The sequence below is a fragment of the Streptomyces sp. NPDC094032 genome, from assembly GCF_040303965.1.
GTDB lineage: Bacteria > Actinomycetota > Actinomycetes > Streptomycetales > Streptomycetaceae > Streptomyces.
Genome location: NZ_JBEOUE010000004.1, coordinates 84,528 through 101,521, shown reverse-complemented (window position 1 = coordinate 101,521; position 16,994 = coordinate 84,528). Strand labels below are relative to the sequence as shown.

Here is a 16,994-nt window from a genome sequence, read left to right as displayed (position 1 = left end):
CCGGGCGCCCGCCCGATGTGCGGCCTGCGGGCGGCCGCACATCGGGCCGCGTCAGAGCGGGGTCGCCGCCTTCAGAATCAGGAACAGCGTGACGGCGGAGTTCGCCGAGGAGAGCGCGGAGAGCGTGGTGCCCGCCGCCGCGGCCCACGCGGCCAGGCCCGCACTCGTGAACAGCGACGGCCAGGCCAGCGCGGCGGGCGCGGGGCCCAGCAGAGCGGCGACGCGGCGGGGCACGGGCCCCGCCGGGGCGAATCCCGCGAGCGTCACGGAGGGCGCGCCCCGGGAGATCAGCGCGGCCTTGCCGACCGCCCGGGCCACGGTCCGCCGACTGCCGACCCGGTCGGCGGCCTCCTCGTCCGCCCAGCGCTCCGCGGTGTAGGCGACCGCCGTGCGAAGGGGCCGCAGGAACGGGTTGGCGCGGGCCGCCAGTTGGACGGTCAACAGGAACAGGTGGTGCCGGGCGTCCAGGTGGGCGCGCTCGTGGGCGAAGAGTGCGCGGCGCTCCGGTCCGGTCAGGGTGTCGAGCATCGCCGTCGTGACCACCACACGCCCCCTGCCGCCTCTTCCGCCCCTTCCACCCGGGAGCGCGTACGCGTAGGCGCTCTCCTCGGGCAGCACCACGACCGCGGTGGCGGGCAGACCCGCCAGCGCCCGGCCGGCCTCGCGGCGTAGCCATCGATGCCGCCACGCGGCCCGCATGCAGGAGGCGAGAACGGCGCACAGAGCAGGGATGGCGACCTTGCCCGCGACCTCGTCGTACGGAACGGCCTCGCGCACTTCGGGATCGGACCATCCGTCAGGCAGCGGGTTGCCGGGGAGCTGCGCCGTCCCGACCACCATCAACAGGACCAGGCACAGGGTGCTGCACAGGGCGAGTACGGCGGAGACGACCGTCAGCAGCCACGTGGCCATCCGAGGATGGAGGCGGTGTGCGGCGAGGCGTGCGACAGGCCATGCCGTCAGCGGCAGAACCAGCGGCAGGAAGACGAAGACCCCCATGCGGTCAGTCTTCCCCCTCCACGGGGTCCTGTGCCAGCAGGCCCCTGAGCAGGTACTCGTCATGCGACGAGAGCCCCGTCACGAAGCGGGCCAGCACCGCCTCCCGATCCGTCTCACCGTCCAGGACCCTGCGCATGCGCAGCGCCGCGAGACCCGCCTCGTCGGAGACCGCCGTCCACTCGAAGGAACGGCCCACCCGCTCTCGGCTCACCGCGCCCTTGCCGTGCAGCCGGGTCAGGATCGTGATGACGGTCGTGTACGCGAGGTCGCCGCCGAGTCGCTCCCGCACCCACCCCGCGGTGCGGGGCCCCGGCGACTGCCGCAGGGCGGCCAGGACCTGGATCTCCAGCTCGCCCTGCCCCCGCCGCCTGCGAGAGGCGTCCACGCCGCCTCGCTCGCTCTTCGTCATTCCGCCGCCCCTCCCGTCGCGCCGACCCGCCCAGTGGGGAGGTACATCGTACTGAGCCGGCACACGCCGGATCCCGCCCTTCCCCGAGCCTTCTACAACACTGTAGATTTAACGACTCCAGTACGTCACGGCCCGGAAGGAACCAGACATGGGTGTGAGCCTCGCCAAGGGCGGCAACGTCTCGCTGACGAAGGAGGCCCCCGGGCTGACCGCGGTCCTGGTCGGCCTCGGCTGGGACGTCCGTACGACGACCGGCGCCGACCACGACCTGGACGCGAGCGCGCTGCTCCTGAACGACACGGGAAAGGTCGCCTCCGACCTGCACTTCGTCTTCTACAACAACCTGACCAGCCCGGACGGTTCCGTCGAGCACACCGGCGACAACCTCACCGGCGAGGGCGACGGGGACGACGAGAGCATCAAGGTCGACCTGTCCGCCGTCCCCGCCGATGTCACGAAGATCGTTTTCCCGGTCTCGATCCACGACGCCGACAACCGGGGCCAGAGCTTCGGCCAGATCCGCAACGCCTTCATCCGCGTCGTCAACCAGGCGAACGGCGTCGAGCTCGCCCGCTACGACCTCTCCGAGGACGCCGCCACCGAGACCGCGATGGTCTTCGGCGAGCTGTACCGGCACGCCGCCGAGTGGAAGTTCCGGGCCGTCGGCCAGGGCTACGCGTCCGGACTCGCAGGCATCGCTGCCGACTTCGGCGTCAACGTCTGAGACACGCCCGCCCGGAACACCCCTCCAGAGCCAGAGAACGGAAGACCGTGTTCGGTATCAGCGAGATAGCGATCCTCCTGATCGTCGTGATCCTCCTCGTCGGCGCCAAGAAGCTCCCCGAGCTCGCCCGGAACGCCGGCAAGGCCGCACGCATCCTCAAGAGCGAGACCAAGGCGATGAAGACCGAGGGCGCCCCGGAACAACAGGCCACCTACCAGGTCACCGACAGCCACCCGGCCCAGACTCCGCCCCAGGCTCGGACCCAGCCCCAGGCACACGCCGAGCACCCCGGCACGCCGCAGACCCCCTCCTGACCAGCTCGCCTGCACACGCTGGACCGGCTGCTACCCGAACAAGCGGCCAGTCCGCGAGCCCCGCCTCCGGTGCGGTGCACCTCGGGAAGGCGCGTGGCCGCTTCAGCGGGCGATGGGGTGCCCTCGCCGTTCGCCATGGCGAGGCCGGCGGAAACCGAGCAGTGGGACCTCATCCGGGTCGACGTCGTCGGGGGCGGGCCGGCCTTCCAGGCGGAAGCCGAAGAAGGCGCGCAAGGCTTCGTTGCCCAGATCCAGGGGGTGGAAGGACAGCGCGTATGGCTGCTCGCCTCGCTCCGGGGGGAACTTCACGGGACGGTCGCCTGCCCAGTAGGGCGTCTCGAAGGGGAGTGGGTCGCCGATGTTCTCCGAGATGCCGCCGTCCGGGGAGAGGCTCAGTGATCGGATGAGGCGGCCGTCTTCCCAGACCGCGAAGGCGAGCCAGTCCGAGACGCTGTGCATCGCGTGCAGAATCACGCGGCGTCCCGCTGCCACTTCCAGGAGATGTGCCGGCAGCTCCGACGGGCGGTCGAACATCAGGCGCCGGTCGCAGACCACGTCCACGCCCTGGAAGCTGACCGCGTACGTGAGGCCGTCCGGCGGGTGCGTCGCTTCTGCCAGCACCTCCCCCTCCGTCGGCTCCGCGCGGCAGCCCTGGAAGACGCGGGCGATCAGCGCCGCCGTGTCCTCGGCTGTCGGCTCACCGACCGCTTTCAGCACCGAGGCCACGTCTCCGTCCGCGTACGCCAGTAGTGCCGTCTTCGCTCCCATGCGCCGCACGCTATCCGGAGCCACTGACAGTCCAGCCGTCCCGAAGACGCCGCCCGACGTCTTCGGCGGCGCCCGGCTGCCGGCCGCATCCGCGCATGGTCGGGGGCGGTCTTCAGTCACGGGCGGGTGGGCCGGCCGGTGGTTCGGTCAGTTGGTGCGTTCGACGCGGGGTGGGGTCCAGGTGGTGTCGAGGATGGGGGGCTGGGGCCAGTAGGCGCGGATGTAGAGGGAGAACGCGGTTGTGGGGGCGGGGAGCCAGTTGGCCGGCGGGGTGTCGGGGGGCGGGGTGTTGCCCACGTAGAGGGTGAGGGAGCCGTCCGTGCCGTGGACCAGGTCGGGGTTCTTCGTTCCCAGGGAGTACCGGCCCAGATCGTTCTCGTAGTAGAAGTGGTGCTCGTTGTACAGGGTCAGTGAGAAGAATCCGTTCACCGGGGGAAGTTCGCCGGCGGGGAAGTGCACCGTGTAGGTGTGGGTGCCGTCGAGCGGGGCACCGTCGATGTCGGTGTCGGTGAAGAGGTACTTGGTCTCCCGCGGCGTGTTCTCGAACATGTTGGAGCGGGCGATCGCCGTGCGGGTGAGGTAGTCGGTGCCGAACGCGGAGTTGTTGGTCGGGGAGAACCAGTTGTTGCCCGCGGCGGGGCCGTTGAACTCCCAGCGCAGCAGCGGGGTGATGGCCTCCCGCTCGGTCTCGTGCGCCACGTCGACCAGGGTCTTCTTGACCTCGGGCGAGGCTTCGGCCGCCGCCAGCAGCCGGCGGAACTGCCCGTAGAGCGCCTCCTCGCCGGGCAGGGGCGGCACGGTGGCGAGGACCTCGGGCAGCTGGTCGAAGAAGTGGGCGGGGTCGACCCAGCGGATCTCGCCCTCGGTCGCCTCCCCGGGTACGGGGAAGGTCGGGACGTTCGCCCAGTCCTCGGTCTTCATCGTGCCGTCGAACTGGTCCAGCGGGTAGATCGTGACGTACGGCAGGAGCTCCATGACCTTCGCGCGGTCCTCCGGGGTGTCCTCGATGAAGACCCGGGGGCAGAACGCGGCCAGGGCCGTCGAGGAGCGGAACGAGCCGGTGATTCCGGCGGGCAGTTCGCCCTTCCAGTTCGGGCCGACGACGGCGTAGAAGCCGGGCTTGGTGCCGTACTGCTTGCCCATCTCGGCGAAGGAGTCGGTGCGGTGGTCCCAGGCCGCGGCGACCCAGAAACGGTCGCCGAAGTCGGGGATCTGGAAGACCGCCGGCTGCTCGTCCAGGCTGCCGAAGCCGAACCCGTACAGCACGTCCTGGTTGGTGCACGCCACGAATCGCTGCCCCGCGGGAATGTAGTCGGTCATCATGCACACCCGGCCGACGGGCGCGTTCGGCAGCACTCCGCCGCGAAGTCCCGGCTCCGGTACGGAGGTGAGCGCGGTGCGCCGGTTGATCATCGAGACCATCGGCCAGCCCCAGATGTAGGCGACCCGGCCCATCGCCCGCACGAACGATTCCGGCATCCGGGTCAGCGCCCCCGGACCTGCGAGCTCAGACGACATGCTCTGCCCCTTCCCGTCTTCTCTTCGCGTGCTCCCCGACAGGTGGCACGTTAAGAACGCCGGGGCGGGCCGGCGACCGGGGAGGGCCGAACGGGTGACCCGTGGCGGGCTTCGGTCCGGCGGTCCGGTCGTCCGGCGGTCCGGTCGTCCGGCAGTCCGGCGGTCCGGCAGTCCGGCAGTCCGGCAGTCCGGCAGTCCGATTGCCCAGCCGTCCGATTGTCCGGAAGGAGCCTTCAGGCGGGCGCCCGCCGCACCCTACGCTGCGTCAGACATCATCACGCACGGTATCCGCCCCCGTGGGGGTCGGCGGGTGGCTTCCGGCTGCCCTCCTGCGGAGTGCGGAGTGCGGAGCGGCACACGACAAGGGATGTGGTCCAGCAGATGACGAGTCCTCGCGAGGCGTCGTTGACCGGTGACGAGACGATCGAGACGTCGTTCGGCACGATCCGTCTGGAACAGAACTACCCGACCGACGCCTCGTCCGCCCTGCTCCTGAACGAGCTGGACGCGCAGCGTGCGAGCCAGGCGTACGTGTGGTTCACGCCGCTCATGGGTACGGCCACCTGGCGCGACCAGGCCGCCGCCACCTTCGGCGCCACCGGTCTCGCCGACTTCGTCGTCTACCAGACGCTGCGGGAGAAGCGCGGCATCCTCACGGCGAACCTGACGACCCCGTACATCGGCAACTTCATGAGCCTGGCCGACGGCCCGGTCCTCTTCGACTACCCGGCCGGCCCCACCGCCGGCGGCGTCCTGGACTTCTGGCAGCGCCCGGCGACCGACCTCGGGCAGACCGGCCCCGACGGCGGGAACGGCGGCGGTTACGTCGTCCTGGGCCCGGACGCGGACGCCGCACCCTACGAGGACTCCGGCCGGGTCGTGGTCCGCTCCGCGACGGTCAACTCCTGGATCCTCTTCCGCGTCCTCGACCCGGATCCGAAGGTGATGGAAGCGGTCAAGGACGGCTTCCGGATCTGGCGCGAGGGCGACGAGCCGGGGCCCGCGCGGTTCATCGAGAACGTCGACCAGGAGTGGTCCGCGAGCCCCGCCCGCGGTCTGCGCTACTGGCAGGACCTCGCCAACGTCCTGGAGCAGGAACCGGTCCGGGAGATCGACAAGGGCATCATGGCCATGCTCGAACCCCTGGGCATCGCCCCCGGGCAGCCGTTCGATCCGGACGCCCGCCAGCGTCTGATCCTGGAGAACGGCGCCGCGATCGGCGAGCTGATGGCCCGCGCCAACCAGGTCTCTCCCCGTCACGACAGCCCGTACTGGGAGGGCACCCGCTGGTTCAAGAGCTTCGACTTCTCCCTGGAGCAGGAGACCGACACCGCCCTCCAGCTCGACGAGCGCGCGACCTGGTTCTACGAGGCCGTGGGCAGCAGCAAGGGCATGGTCAGCCCCACGGTCGACAAGGGGCAGGTCTACATGACCACCAAGCGCGACGGCGACGGCGCGCTCCTCCGCGCCGACCGCGCCTACCGCCTCCACGTCCCCGACGGCGTCCCCGTGAACCAGTTCTGGTCCCTGACCCTCTACAGCGAGGCCACCCGCCGCCCCTACGACAACGGCGGGACCACCATCCGCGACGTCAGCCTCGACAGCCGCGACGAGAGCCTCGTCTTCAACACCGACGGCAGCATCGACCTCTACATCGGCCCGACCGCGCCCGAAGGCGCCGGGAGCAACTGGATGAAGACCACCGGCGACGACGGCTGGTTCGTCTACTTCCGCCTCTACGGCCCCACCCAGCCCTACTTCGACAAGACCTGGGGCCTGCCCGACTTCACCGCCCTCTGACCCACGCCGCCCGACCGTGATCGCGACGGCCTCGCGATCACGGTCAGCCGACCGGCGCGTCCGCCACGGTGCAGGTGGCGGTGCCGGCGGGGCACCAGTGGGTGCGCCCGCCGACGAGCCGGAGCTGGAGGTCGGCGTCGCCCATCCCGGCGTGGTCGAGCGCGGCGCGCAGGGCGGTGGGGGCGGGCTGGGGCGGAAGGCCGAGGACACCGACGAGGACGACGCCGTTACGGGCCTCGACGGAGGCGATCTGCCAGGCTCCGGCCGCCGCCCAGCGCTCGGCGACGGGACGGGCGTCGGCGGCCAGGGCGCGGTCCCTGGCGACGGAGATCGTGCCGGTGGTGAGGGGGACGGCGACGAGCAGCACCACGGCCGCGACCGCCACGAGGGTACGTCCGTGGAAGGCGCCCACGGTCAGACCGGCCGCGCGGGCGGCGTCCCGGACCCGGTAGACGAGGAAGACGAGGGTGCCGGTGGCGACGATGGCGGCGACGTTGGTGGCGAACAGGAGTGCGGACTCGCCGGCGTCGTGGTAGCGCCCCACCGTGATCAGCAGCCCCGTCACGGCCAGCGGCGGGACGAGGGAGATGGCGATGGCGACGCCCGGCAGGGTGTCGGAGATGTCGGTACGGACCAGGGCGAACGCCCCGACCGTTCCGGTGGCGAGCGCGGCGAGCAGGTCGATCAGCCGCGGGCTGATCCGGGAGGACACCTGGCTGTTGCTCGCGAACGCGTCGGGAGGCGCGGCGATCCAGCCCAGCAGCATCCCGATGAGCACGACCGCCACCGCACCGCCGAGCACGAGCAGCGCGCTGCGTACGACGTGCGCGTGGTCGGCGAGGACCAGGGCGAGGGCGGTACCGAGGATGGGCGTCATCAGCGGAGCCACGATCATCGCTCCGATGACGGTGGCGGTGGAGTCCCCGACCACCCCCGCGCCCGCGATGACCGACGCGAGGACCAGCAGCACCCAGAACCGCGAAGCACTGCGACTGCGCCACGCCCGCTCGATGAACAGTGCGTCGGCCATTCGCCGGGCAGCCGCCTTGTCGACTTCGACCACTTTGCGCCCCCTTTATAGGATTTTGAGTGAATTCCGTTATCCCATAGGGGGCGCCTGGCAGGGGTCCCGACAAGCCCCGTCGGTCAGGTGCAGTTGACGGCCAGGGCGGTGATCACCGTGCAGGTGCGGCTCACCGACTTGGCCCCGGCGTCCGGGTCGACCGGGGTCGAGGCGGTGACGGCGGCGGTGACGGTGTAGGGGGTGCCCAGGGCCAGGGGGGCGACGGGGATGCTGAAGGTGCGGGTCGCGCTCGTCCCCGGGGGCGGGTCGGGCAGGGCGCAGGTCACCGTGCCGGGCGCGGTGGTGCAGTCGCCGCTGGTGGCGGTGGCTCCCTCGGGCAGGGTGGCGGTGACGACGACGCCCGTGACGGCGGCGGGGCCCCGGTTGGTGAGGGTGACGGTGTAGTCGATCCGGCCCGCGAGCCCCGGGACGGGGGTGGCGGTCAGGGCGAGGGCCAGATCGGCGGGCGGGGTGATGGCGACGCTCGTCGGGGAGCGGCCGACCGCCCTGGTCGCCGTGACCGTGTTGGTAGCGGTGTCGACGACGGAGACGGTGGCGCTGTTGAAGTTGGCGACGTACAGGCCGCGCCCGTCTGGGGTGAGCGCCAATCCGCCCGGCTCCTTGCCGACCGGGATCGTGGCGGTGACCGTGTGGGTGGCCGTGTCGATCACGGAGACGTTGTTGTCGGCCGCGTTGGCCACGTAGGCGCGGGTGCCGTCGGCGGAGACGGTGACGGCGCTGGGGCGCTTGCCGGTGGGGACGGTGGCGGTGACCGTGTGGCTCGCGGTGTCGATCACCACGGCCGCGCCGCCGGAGACGTCGCCTACGTAGACGTGGCGGCCGTCGGGCGCGATGGCCAGGCTCTGGAGATCTCCGCCGACCTCGATGGTCGCGGTCACGGTGTCGGTGGCCGTGTCGATCGCGCGCACCTGGCCGGTGGTGGCGCTCGCGACGTACACCTCCTTGCCGGAGCGGCTGACCGCGACGGCGACCGGGTTGTCGGGGGTGGGGACGGAGGCCAGTTCGGTGTTGGTGGCCAGGTCCAGGACCCGTACCACGCCCTCGAAGTTGTCCGCGACGTAGGCGCGGGTGCCGTCGGGGGCGATCGCGATGTCGGCCGGGTACCGCCCGAAGGGGAAGGCGGCGGTGACCGTGTTGGTGGCGGTGTCGATCACCGAGATGGCGCGGTCGGAGCCGTGGGCGACGTAGGCGCGGGTGCCGTCGGGAGTGACGGCCACGCTCTCGGCGTACTTGCCCACCGGGACCGTGGCCACGGTCTCGCCGGTGACGGTGTCGACGGCCGACACGCTCATGCCGTCGAAGTTCGCCACGTACGCCGTCGGATGCGCGGGGCCCGCCGCGCTCGCGGGCGCGGCCGCCAGACCGGCCGGGGCGGCGAGGAGCGTGGCCACCAGGGCCAGCGCCCCGGCCGCGGCGGCCCTCCGGCGGGCGCCGGGCGGGGCGGAGCAGACGTTCCGGGGAGGTGTTCGGTGACGCACGGGTGCCTCGATTCAGAGCGGATCACGGACCGGTGGAGGGGGCGGGGGCGGGCCTTGGCCTTCCGCCCCTGCTGGCGGGACGCGCCGCGCCCGCGCGTGATCAACGAGTGGGGACGGCCCGGGGTGCGACCTCGGGCCGCGAGGGGCGGCTCTGTCGGAGGCTCTGTCGGAGGCCGGTGTTCGGAGGCTCTGTCAGCGGCTCTGTCGGAGGATCTGTCAGCGGCTCTGTCAGAGGCCGGTGTGATGATCCTCCGCATGGTTACCTGGATCGACGGCACCGACTTCGCCCGCTACGCGCTCGTCCCCGAGGGGCTGCTCTCCTCCTGGGAGGGGACCGAGGCGGACGACGTGATCGGCGCGTACGTCTCGGGGTTCCGGCTCGCGGGGCGGGATGTGCTGACGCTCGGTGCTGAGCCGCTGGCTGTCGCCTGGCTCGGGGAGCATCTGACGTTCGCGCGGTGGTGTTACGCCGAGGACGACGCGGGGCTGCTCCCCGCCGTCCGCGCCGCCATGGCGGACGACGGCTGGGAGGACGTGCTCCGGGTCGAACTCGGTGGGCGGTACGTGTTGACCGACGCCTTCTACGAGGGGGACCGGATTCTCGGGTGTCTGGGGGACGGGCGGGAGCGGGTGGAAGCCGTTCGTGTCGAGCTGCCGGTCCGTCGGTACCGGGTCCAGTCGCTGGTCGTCGAGCCCGATCCGGATACGCAGTTCATGCTGGAGCGGCTGCTGCCCGAGTAGCCGGACGCGCGCCGACCGGGCCGTCCCCCGAGGACGGCCCGGTCGGCGGAGATCGCGGGTCAGGAGAGGGCGATCTCCGTGACGTGGTTCTCCTCCGTCACCCACTGGGTGGTGTTCACCGCGCCCTGCTTGGCGAAGGCCGTGCCGTTGTCGGAGAGGTAGGCCACGCGGGTGCCGGAGAGGGCGAACTGGATGGCGTGGGTGGCCTGCTGGTTCCAGAGGGCGTCCAGGGCGCCCTCCTTGACGTAGAGGACGCCGTCGTCCTTCAGGACCCCGATGCGGTTGCCGGACAGCTCCAGCTGGATGACGTTGTCGGCCTGGCCCTTCCACAGGGCGTCGAGATTGCCCTCCTTCACGTACGCGGCGCCGTTGCCCTTGAGGACGCCGATGCGGTTGCCGCTGAGGTCGATGTCGACGACGTCGTCCGCCTGGCCCTTCCAGAGCGCGTCGAGCGCGCCCTCCTTCACGTACGCGGCGCCGTTGCCCTTGACGATCCCGATGCGGTTGCCCGACAGCTCCAGCGTCTTGACGTTGTCGGCCTCGCCCACCCACTCGGCGTCGAGGTCGCCCGCCTTCACGTACGCGGCGCCGTCGCCCTTCAGGACGCCGACGCGGTCGCCGGCCAGGGCGATCTGCTTGACGTGGTCGGCCTGCCACTTCCACTCGGCCGTGAGGGTGCCCTCCTTGACCCAGACGTTGCCGTCGTCCTTGAGCACACCGATCCGCGACCCCGACAGCACGATCTGCTTCACGTCGTCGGCCTGCCCCACCCACAGCGCGCTCAGCCCACCGGCCTTCACGTACGCGGAGCCGTCGCCCTTCACGATCCCGATACGGTCGCCGCCGTCACCGGACACCGTCGCCGAGGCACCGGTCGCGGCCAGCGCGATGAACCCGGCGCTCGCGGTCATCGTGATCGCGAGGGCGATGGTCGCTGTCTTCTTCACTGTTCCTCCGGCTGGTCGGTTCGACGCGTCCGTCCGGACAGTAGTGAAACGGAATTTGGTATTCCGACCGCTCGGGGCACCGCGCCGCGGCGGCGCGCTCCTTGCCAGATCGTTTCTTCATCGGTCGGACAAGGACGCCGGAGGGGAGGGCGGGCGCGGGCCGGCTTCCGCGAGATCACCTCAACGGACGCGGGCCGTGCGGGGCCCGATCCGCCGCCCGGCGCAAGGCGCGTCCCCCGTGTGGAGGCGAGGGAACGTTTCCGTCGTTCCGGGGGCGGTGGGGGTACGGGAATGATCGCGGCGGTCCCGTCTGTCCTCGTGCCCCGGAGGTGGCCCCCGTGGTCCTCGTCATCGTCGTCGCCGTACTCGCCCTGCTCGCGGGACTCGCCGCGAACCGCTGGCTGCGGCCGCGGCTGGTCAGTGCCGACGACGACGAGGGGATGGCGGTCAAGGATCTCGTCGGGCCGCTGCTGACGCTGACGGTGCTGCTGCTGGCGTTCGTGCTCGTCACCGCCAACGGCTCGTACGGGAAGGCCGAGGTCGCCTCGCGCGGTGAGGCGCGGGCGCTGGACCAGCTCGTGGAGACCGCCGAGTACGCGCCGGCGCTCCAGCGGGCCAGGATCCAGGCCGACGCCGTCTGTTACGCCCGTGCCGTACGGGTCCAGGAGTGGCCGGCGATGTCCGAAGCGGAGGGTTCACCGGCGCCCAGCGTCTGGTCGACCGACTTCCGGGCGGCGTTCAAGACGCTCCAGGGCGAGCCGGTCTTCGGGATGCTGGTCGCCGCCGACAACAAACGGTCCGACGAGCGCGAGGAACGCCTCACCCAGGCGACCGCCAGCATCCCCAGCGCCATCTTCTGGTTCCTGCTGGCCACCCTCACCATCACGGTCATGGCCCTGGGCATCTGCCTGCCGCGCAAGAACAACCGGGGGCAGATCCTCACCCTCGCCGTGATCACCGCGCTGCTCACGACGACCCTGTGCATCATCCGGGACGTCGACCGGCCCTTCGGCGGCATCATCAACGTCGAGCCGACCGCCATCGCCGAGGCCGAACGCCAGGCCGAACGCGACTTCACGCAGAACCATCCGGCCGCCGACCTGCCCTGCGACGAGGCCGGAAACCGTCGCGCGGTCTGAGGGGGGGAGACGGCGCGAGCCCTCCCGGGGGTCCCTGACAGCCCCCGGGAGGGTGTTCATCGGGGCTTCCCGGAATCAGTTCCAGAAGCCGGTGTGCACCTCGCGGGCCTCGGGGAGGTCGACCGGGCCGACCACCGGGAGGTCGCGCTGGCCGGACCTGAAGACCTCGCGGCACGGGAGCGCCATGGTCGGGTTCTCGTCGTTGGCGCCGGTCATCGCGAGGAGTTCGTCCTCGCCGAGCGCGTACACGACCCGCCCGATGTTGCCCCAGTAGATGGCGCCGGAGCACATCGCGCACGGCTCCGTGCTCGTGTAGAGCGTGCAGGTGCGCAGGAAGTCCGCGTCGTACGCCGCGGTGGAGAGGCGGACGAGGTTGGTCTCGGCGTGGCCGGTGGCGTTCCGCTCGGTGGTGACGGTGTTCTCCGCTTCGAGCAGGATCTCGCCGTCGGGGCCCGTGAGGACGGCCCCGAAGGGGTGGTTGCCGGCGGCGCGGGAGCGGCGGGCGATCTCCACCGCGGCGCGGAGGCGGGCCAGGTCGGTGTCGGTGTCGATACCGGTACCGGTGGCGGGGACGGCGGTCATGCGTGGATCTCCTTGGAGGTGTCGGTGGAGCGGTGGGCGGCTCGGGGCCGGCGGTTCCGGGTGAGCGCGTAGTGGAGGAGCCCGGCCGTCAGGAAGGCGACGGCCGCGGCGCAGGCGCCGAGGGCCGGGTGGCTCTCGGCGATCGGGCCCACGAAGACACCGGGCTGGCTCATGAACGGGACGGCGGCGAGCAGTCCGATCAGCCAGGCGGCGAATCCGGGTCCGAAGTTCCGGGGTTCCCTCTCGTCGGGGGCGGGGGCGAGGTCGAGGGCGGAGTCGTGGGCGCGGTCCGGGGCGGCGACGAGGAAGCGCTGGACGAGCATCACGGCGAGCCAGGGGGCGATCCAGTTGCCGAGGACGATCAGGAAGTTCTCGAAGGACTTCCAGTAGTCGCCCTGGCCGGCGAACCAGCCGATCGCGCTGCCGAGGCCGCCGACCACGAGCACCGCCTGCCAGCGGGCCATCCGGACCCCGGCGATCAGCCAGGCCAGGGCGCCCGAATAGCAGTCCAGGCAGCTGGAGGTGACCGTGGAGACGCCCAGCGCGAGCATCGTGACGGTGGCGAGCGCCCCGGGCAGCACCTGGCCGACGAGGTCGGTCGGGGTGCCGATGAAGGCGATCGTGCCGATGGCGGCGCCCAGGCTGGCGATCCACACCGAGCCGAGCCAGGTGCCTGTGAAGGCGTACAGGAACAGCGTGCGCGGCGGGGTGTCGACGGGCATGTAGCGGGTGTAGTCGGCGGCGTACGAGGAGAAGCTCAGCGCCCGCGCCGCCTGGATGGCCACGACCAGGGCGAAGGCCCCGGCGAGGCCGAGCGGGCCGGCCCTGGCGGCGTCGAAGCCGGAACCGAGGTCGCTCTCGGTGTACCCGTACAGGGAGACCCCGATGAAGAGCAGGGGCAGGACGAGGGCCATGGCCTTCTGTACGAGGTGGATGAAGCCGTAGCCGACGAGCGCGATGGCCACCTGGGCGACGGTGACGAGAGCGAAGGCCGGTCCGAAGCCCGTACCGATCAGGGTCTGGACGGCGAAGGCCCCGAGGATCGAGTTGACCGCGAACCACGCGCAGGCCTTGAAGAAGACCAGCACGGCGGGGATCGCCGCGCCGCGCCGGCCGAGCGGCAGCCTGGTCTGGACGAGCAGGCCCACGCCCTTCGGCGGCCCGAACGTGGACGTGATCCCGATGGCCGCCGCGCCCACGGCGCTGCCGAGCACGATCGCGAGCAGGGCCTGCGTCCAGCCGAGGCCGAAGGCGGCGGTGGCGAGCATGCCGCTGGTGAGGCTGGAGAACTGCACGTTGGAGCTGAACCAGAGCGTGAACGACGAACCCGGTCCGCCTTCGCGGTCGTCGGCGGGTATCGGTTCGACGCCCGAGGTCTCCACCGTGGTGGCGGAGCGCACCGCGGCGGAGAGCCGTCGCGCGAGAGGGCCTGATGAGGTCATGTCGTGCCCCCTTCCATCATTCGTAGGAAGTCAGGGATGTCGGTGTGCTGCAGCAACGGCAGTACACACCCGCCCAGCAGGCCGTCGGCAGCGTCCAGCGCTCGGAAACAGTGGCCGGAATCCGTCGCTGTTTCCTACGATCGTCGGAGACATATCAGTGAGGGCGAGGGCGAGGGCGGGAAGCATGCGCGTACGGGATCTGCTCGGCGAGCCCGGGCTGCGGCTTGAGCTGCTGACTCCGGACGTGCCGCTCGACCACGAGCTGCGCTGGGTCTACACCACCGACCTGCTGGAGCCGGCCGCCTTCCTCGGCGGCGGCGAGCTCGTCCTCACCAGCGAGGGCTGGTACCGCGCGCCCGCCGACTGCGAGACCTTCGCCGCCTCGCTCGACGAGGGCGGGGCCGCCGCCCTCGTCGCCGGCGACCTCCTCCTCGGCGAGGTGCCCCCGCTGCTGGTCGAGGCCTGCGCGCGCCGGGGCATCCCCGTACTCGCCGCGCCGCCCGAGATCTCGTACGGCGCCCTCTCCCGTACCGTCATCGAGCGGATCAACCGGGAGCGCGGCCGGGAGCTCGCCGATGTCCTGGGCCGCCACCGGCGGCTGGTCGCCGCGCTCGTCGAGGGCGCCGACCTGGGCGGCCTCGTGGCGATGCTCGCCACCGAGCTCGACACCGACTGCTGGGCGCTCTCCGTCGCCGGACGCCTCCTCGCGGGTCCCGGCGACGACCTGGACCCGGCCCTGCGGGCCCGGCTGGCCACCCAGGCGCTGCGGGCCGAGCGGCGGCCCGCGGCCGTCGACGGGCACACCCTGTTCCCGATCGGGCGGCACGGCGCGGGCGGCGGTCATCTCGTGGTCCGCGGCGCCCCCGACGAGCTCGGCGCGGACGCCCTCGGCACCGCCGAGCAGACCGCCGAGCTGCTCGCCCTCGGCGGCGCCCGGCGCGACGAGCGCCGCCGCACCGAACAACGCTTCCACGCCGACCTGATCGCCCTCGTCGACAGCGGCGCGCCCCCGTCCACCGTCCACGCGCGGCTGCTCACCGCCGGTCTCGCCCCCGACCGCCCGCTCCTGGCCCTCACCGCCCTCACGCGCGGCGCGCTGCGGCCCTGGGACCTCGCCGCCGACCTGGCCGAGAGCGTCATCGACGAGACGGCGGGCGCCAAGGCCGTCGTCGCCGGCGGGGAGCACGGGCTGACCCTGCTCGTCTCGCTGGACCGCGAGGACGGCGGCGAGCGTCTGGCGGAACTGCTGCGCGCCCGCCTCGCCGCCTTCGAACCCGCCGCCGACGGCGGGCGGATCGCCTTCGGCCTCGGCGCCACCGCCGCGGACGCCTCCGGCCTGGACCGCGCCCTGGAGGAGTCCCGGCACGCGGCCCGCCTCGCCGCCCTGCGCCCCCAGCGGCTCGCCCTCGTCACCGCGGCCGAACTCGACTCCCACCTGCTGCTGCTCGCCGGCGTCCCGGCCGAGATCCGCGCCTCGTACCGGCACCGGCTGCTGGGCCCCCTGGAGGCGTACGACGCCGAGCACGGCGCCGAGCTCGTCCGCACCCTGACGGTGTTCCTGGGCGAGAACGGCGCCTGGCGGACGGCCGCGGCCGCGCTCCACATCCATGTGAGCACGCTGCACTACCGCGTCGGCCGCATCGAGCGGCTCACCGGCCGCGACCTGTCCACCGCCCGCGACCGCGTCGACCTGTATCTCGCCTGCGCGATCTGAGCGAGGCCGAGGGACAGAGGGAAGAATAGAGTTACGCAAGACTGCATACTCATGCATCATGGCCCATGGATCACACCCACGAGCCACGCGCACGAGTCAGTCGACGGAGGAACTCCCATGCCCCCAGCTCCCCTCACCCCCCAAGGCTTCCGCGGCCACACCGCCCGGCTAGGCCTGAAGGACGACGGTGACGACTTCGCCGTCCTCGTCTCCGAGGTCCCGTGCGTCTCCGCCGCCGTCTTCACCCGGTCCCGCTTCGCCGGGCCCAGCGTGCTGTTGAGCCGGGGCGACGCGCCCTCCGCGCGGAGCCGCGGGGTCGTCGTCCTCTCGAAGAACGCCAACGTCGCCAACGGCCCGGCCGGCGACCGGGACGCGGCCGAGGTGCGGGCCCGGGTCGCCGAGGCCGCCGGGATCGGGACCGAGGAGCTCGTCATCGCCTCCACCGGGGTGATCGGGCGGCGCTACCCCATGGCGGCCGTGCGCGACGGGCTCGCCCTGCTCCCCCAGCCGCTCCCCGCCGCCGACTTCGAGGCCGCCGCGCGCGCCATCATGACGACCGACACCCGCTCCAAGCATGTCGCCGTGCGCTGCGGGGACGCGGTGCTCGTCGGCATCGCCAAGGGCGTCGGCATGATCGAGCCGGACATGGCGACCCTGCTCACCTTCTTCTTCACCGACGCGGAGGTCCCGGCCGGGGAGCTCGACGCGGTCTTCCGCCGGGTCGTGGACCGCACCTTCAACGCGCTCAGCATCGACACCGACACCTCCACCAGCGACACCGCCGCCGTCTTCGCCAACGGGCTCGCGGGACCGGTGGACCCGGCCGCGTTCGAGGCGGCGCTGCACGCGTGCGCGCTGCGGCTCGTGCGGGACATCGCCTCGGACGGCGAGGGCGCCTCCAAGCTGATCGAGGTCCGGGTCAGCGGCGCCCGGGACACCGCGCAGGCCAAGGCCGTCGGCAAGAGCGTGGTCAACTCGCCGCTCGTGAAGACGGCCGTGCACGGCGCCGACCCCAACTGGGGCCGGGTCGCCATGGCCGTCGGCAAGCTGGACGACCCCACGCTCTCCCCCGAGCTCGTCTCCATCCGCATCGGGGACGTCGGCCTCTACCCGGGCGAGGCGGGCGAGGAGCTGCTGGCCGCCGCCGCCGCGCACCTCGCAGGCGCCGAGGTGGTGATCGGCGTCGATCTGGGGCTGGGCGAGGCGGAGTTCACCGTCTACGGCTGCGACCTCACCGAGGGATACGTGAAGATCAACGCCGACTACACCACCTGAGCCCGGCCGGCGGGCGCCCCCGTACGCCGCCTCTCCCCCCTGGTGGATCCTCCAGCCCCG

16 protein-coding genes are annotated in these 16,994 nt (G+C 72.1%); 7 read left to right on the top strand and 9 right to left on the bottom strand.

The window, feature by feature from the left end; translation table 11 throughout:
* Positions 1 to 51 precede the first annotated feature (51 nt).
* On the bottom strand, positions 52 to 999 hold the full coding sequence (locus ABTZ54_RS08640) for a M56 family metallopeptidase (RefSeq protein WP_351658745.1): 948 nt from the start codon (positions 997 to 999) through the stop codon (positions 52 to 54).
* A 4-nt stretch (positions 1,000 to 1,003) separates the two neighbouring features.
* On the bottom strand, positions 1,004 to 1,408 hold the full coding sequence (locus tag ABTZ54_RS08635) for a BlaI/MecI/CopY family transcriptional regulator (RefSeq protein ID WP_351658743.1): 405 nt from the start codon (positions 1,406 to 1,408) through the stop codon (positions 1,004 to 1,006).
* 148 nt (positions 1,409 to 1,556) lie between these two features.
* Here ABTZ54_RS08635 and ABTZ54_RS08630 point away from each other — a divergent pair, with 148 nt between their 5' ends.
* Complete coding sequence (locus ABTZ54_RS08630; RefSeq protein ID WP_351658741.1) at positions 1,557 to 2,132, top strand: TerD family protein; 576 nt, start codon at positions 1,557 to 1,559, stop codon at positions 2,130 to 2,132.
* 47 nt (positions 2,133 to 2,179) lie between these two features.
* Entirely contained in the window at positions 2,180 to 2,446 is a 267-nt protein-coding gene (gene tatA, locus ABTZ54_RS08625; RefSeq protein ID WP_351658739.1) for a Sec-independent protein translocase subunit TatA, read from the top strand.
* 102 nt (positions 2,447 to 2,548) lie between these two features.
* On the opposite strand, the gene ABTZ54_RS08620 is transcribed toward tatA, so the two are convergent.
* On the bottom strand, positions 2,549 to 3,214 hold the full coding sequence (locus tag ABTZ54_RS08620; protein WP_351658738.1) for a DUF6928 family protein: 666 nt from the start codon (positions 3,212 to 3,214) through the stop codon (positions 2,549 to 2,551).
* Positions 3,215 to 3,361: 147 nt separating this feature from the next.
* Positions 3,362 to 4,732 carry a DUF1254 domain-containing protein gene (locus ABTZ54_RS08615; RefSeq protein ID WP_351658736.1) on the bottom strand — a complete coding sequence of 457 codons (1,371 nt, stop codon included), beginning with the start codon at positions 4,730 to 4,732 and terminating at the stop codon, positions 3,362 to 3,364.
* A gap of 381 nt (positions 4,733 to 5,113) precedes the next feature.
* On the opposite strand from ABTZ54_RS08615, the gene ABTZ54_RS08610 reads away from it, so the two are divergent.
* Positions 5,114 to 6,532, top strand: coding sequence for a DUF1214 domain-containing protein (locus tag ABTZ54_RS08610; RefSeq protein WP_351658734.1), 1,419 nt, complete (start codon positions 5,114 to 5,116; stop codon positions 6,530 to 6,532).
* A 43-nt stretch (positions 6,533 to 6,575) separates the two neighbouring features.
* Here ABTZ54_RS08610 and ABTZ54_RS08605 read toward each other — a convergent pair whose 3' ends face one another.
* Both ABTZ54_RS08605 and ABTZ54_RS08600 read right to left on the bottom strand, forming a co-directional pair.
* Positions 6,576 to 7,562 carry a DUF389 domain-containing protein gene (locus tag ABTZ54_RS08605; protein WP_351658733.1) on the bottom strand — a complete coding sequence of 329 codons (987 nt, stop codon included), beginning with the start codon at positions 7,560 to 7,562 and terminating at the stop codon, positions 6,576 to 6,578.
* A 116-nt stretch (positions 7,563 to 7,678) separates the two neighbouring features.
* A complete protein-coding gene (locus ABTZ54_RS08600) occupies positions 7,679 to 9,094 on the bottom strand; it encodes a YVTN family beta-propeller repeat protein (protein ID WP_351658731.1) in 1,416 nt (471 codons plus the stop codon).
* Between the two features lie 255 nt (positions 9,095 to 9,349).
* Between ABTZ54_RS08600 and ABTZ54_RS08595 the strand changes: the two genes are divergently transcribed.
* A complete protein-coding gene (locus tag ABTZ54_RS08595) occupies positions 9,350 to 9,835 on the top strand; it encodes an Imm21 family immunity protein (protein ID WP_351658729.1) in 486 nt (161 codons plus the stop codon).
* A 59-nt stretch (positions 9,836 to 9,894) separates the two neighbouring features.
* Here the strand turns inward: ABTZ54_RS08595 and ABTZ54_RS08590 are convergent, their stop codons facing one another.
* Entirely contained in the window at positions 9,895 to 10,782 is an 888-nt protein-coding gene (locus ABTZ54_RS08590; RefSeq protein ID WP_351658728.1) for a peptidase S1, read from the bottom strand.
* 338 nt (positions 10,783 to 11,120) lie between these two features.
* On the opposite strand from ABTZ54_RS08590, the gene ABTZ54_RS08585 reads away from it, so the two are divergent.
* Complete coding sequence (locus tag ABTZ54_RS08585) at positions 11,121 to 11,921, top strand: bestrophin-like domain (protein ID WP_351658726.1); 801 nt, start codon at positions 11,121 to 11,123, stop codon at positions 11,919 to 11,921.
* Between the two features lie 75 nt (positions 11,922 to 11,996).
* Here the strand turns inward: ABTZ54_RS08585 and ABTZ54_RS08580 are convergent, their stop codons facing one another.
* Both ABTZ54_RS08580 and ABTZ54_RS08575 read right to left on the bottom strand, forming a co-directional pair.
* On the bottom strand, positions 11,997 to 12,503 hold the full coding sequence (locus tag ABTZ54_RS08580) for a nucleoside deaminase (RefSeq protein WP_351658724.1): 507 nt from the start codon (positions 12,501 to 12,503) through the stop codon (positions 11,997 to 11,999).
* A complete protein-coding gene (locus ABTZ54_RS08575) occupies positions 12,500 to 13,945 on the bottom strand; it encodes a purine-cytosine permease family protein (protein WP_351658722.1) in 1,446 nt (481 codons plus the stop codon). The genes ABTZ54_RS08580 and ABTZ54_RS08575 overlap by 4 nt, the downstream gene beginning before the upstream one ends.
* A 184-nt stretch (positions 13,946 to 14,129) precedes the next feature.
* Between ABTZ54_RS08575 and ABTZ54_RS08570 the strand changes: the two genes are divergently transcribed.
* Together ABTZ54_RS08570 and argJ are read left to right on the top strand one after the other, a co-directional pair.
* The gene (locus ABTZ54_RS08570) at positions 14,130 to 15,659 is read left to right on the top strand and encodes a PucR family transcriptional regulator (RefSeq protein ID WP_351658720.1); all 1,530 of its coding nucleotides are present in this window, start codon (positions 14,130 to 14,132) and stop codon (positions 15,657 to 15,659) included.
* Between the two features lie 117 nt (positions 15,660 to 15,776).
* Positions 15,777 to 16,934 (top strand): bifunctional glutamate N-acetyltransferase/amino-acid acetyltransferase ArgJ, encoded by a 1,158-nt coding sequence (argJ, locus tag ABTZ54_RS08565; RefSeq protein WP_351658719.1) that lies wholly within the window; start codon positions 15,777 to 15,779, stop codon positions 16,932 to 16,934.
* Positions 16,935 to 16,994 lie beyond the last annotated feature (60 nt).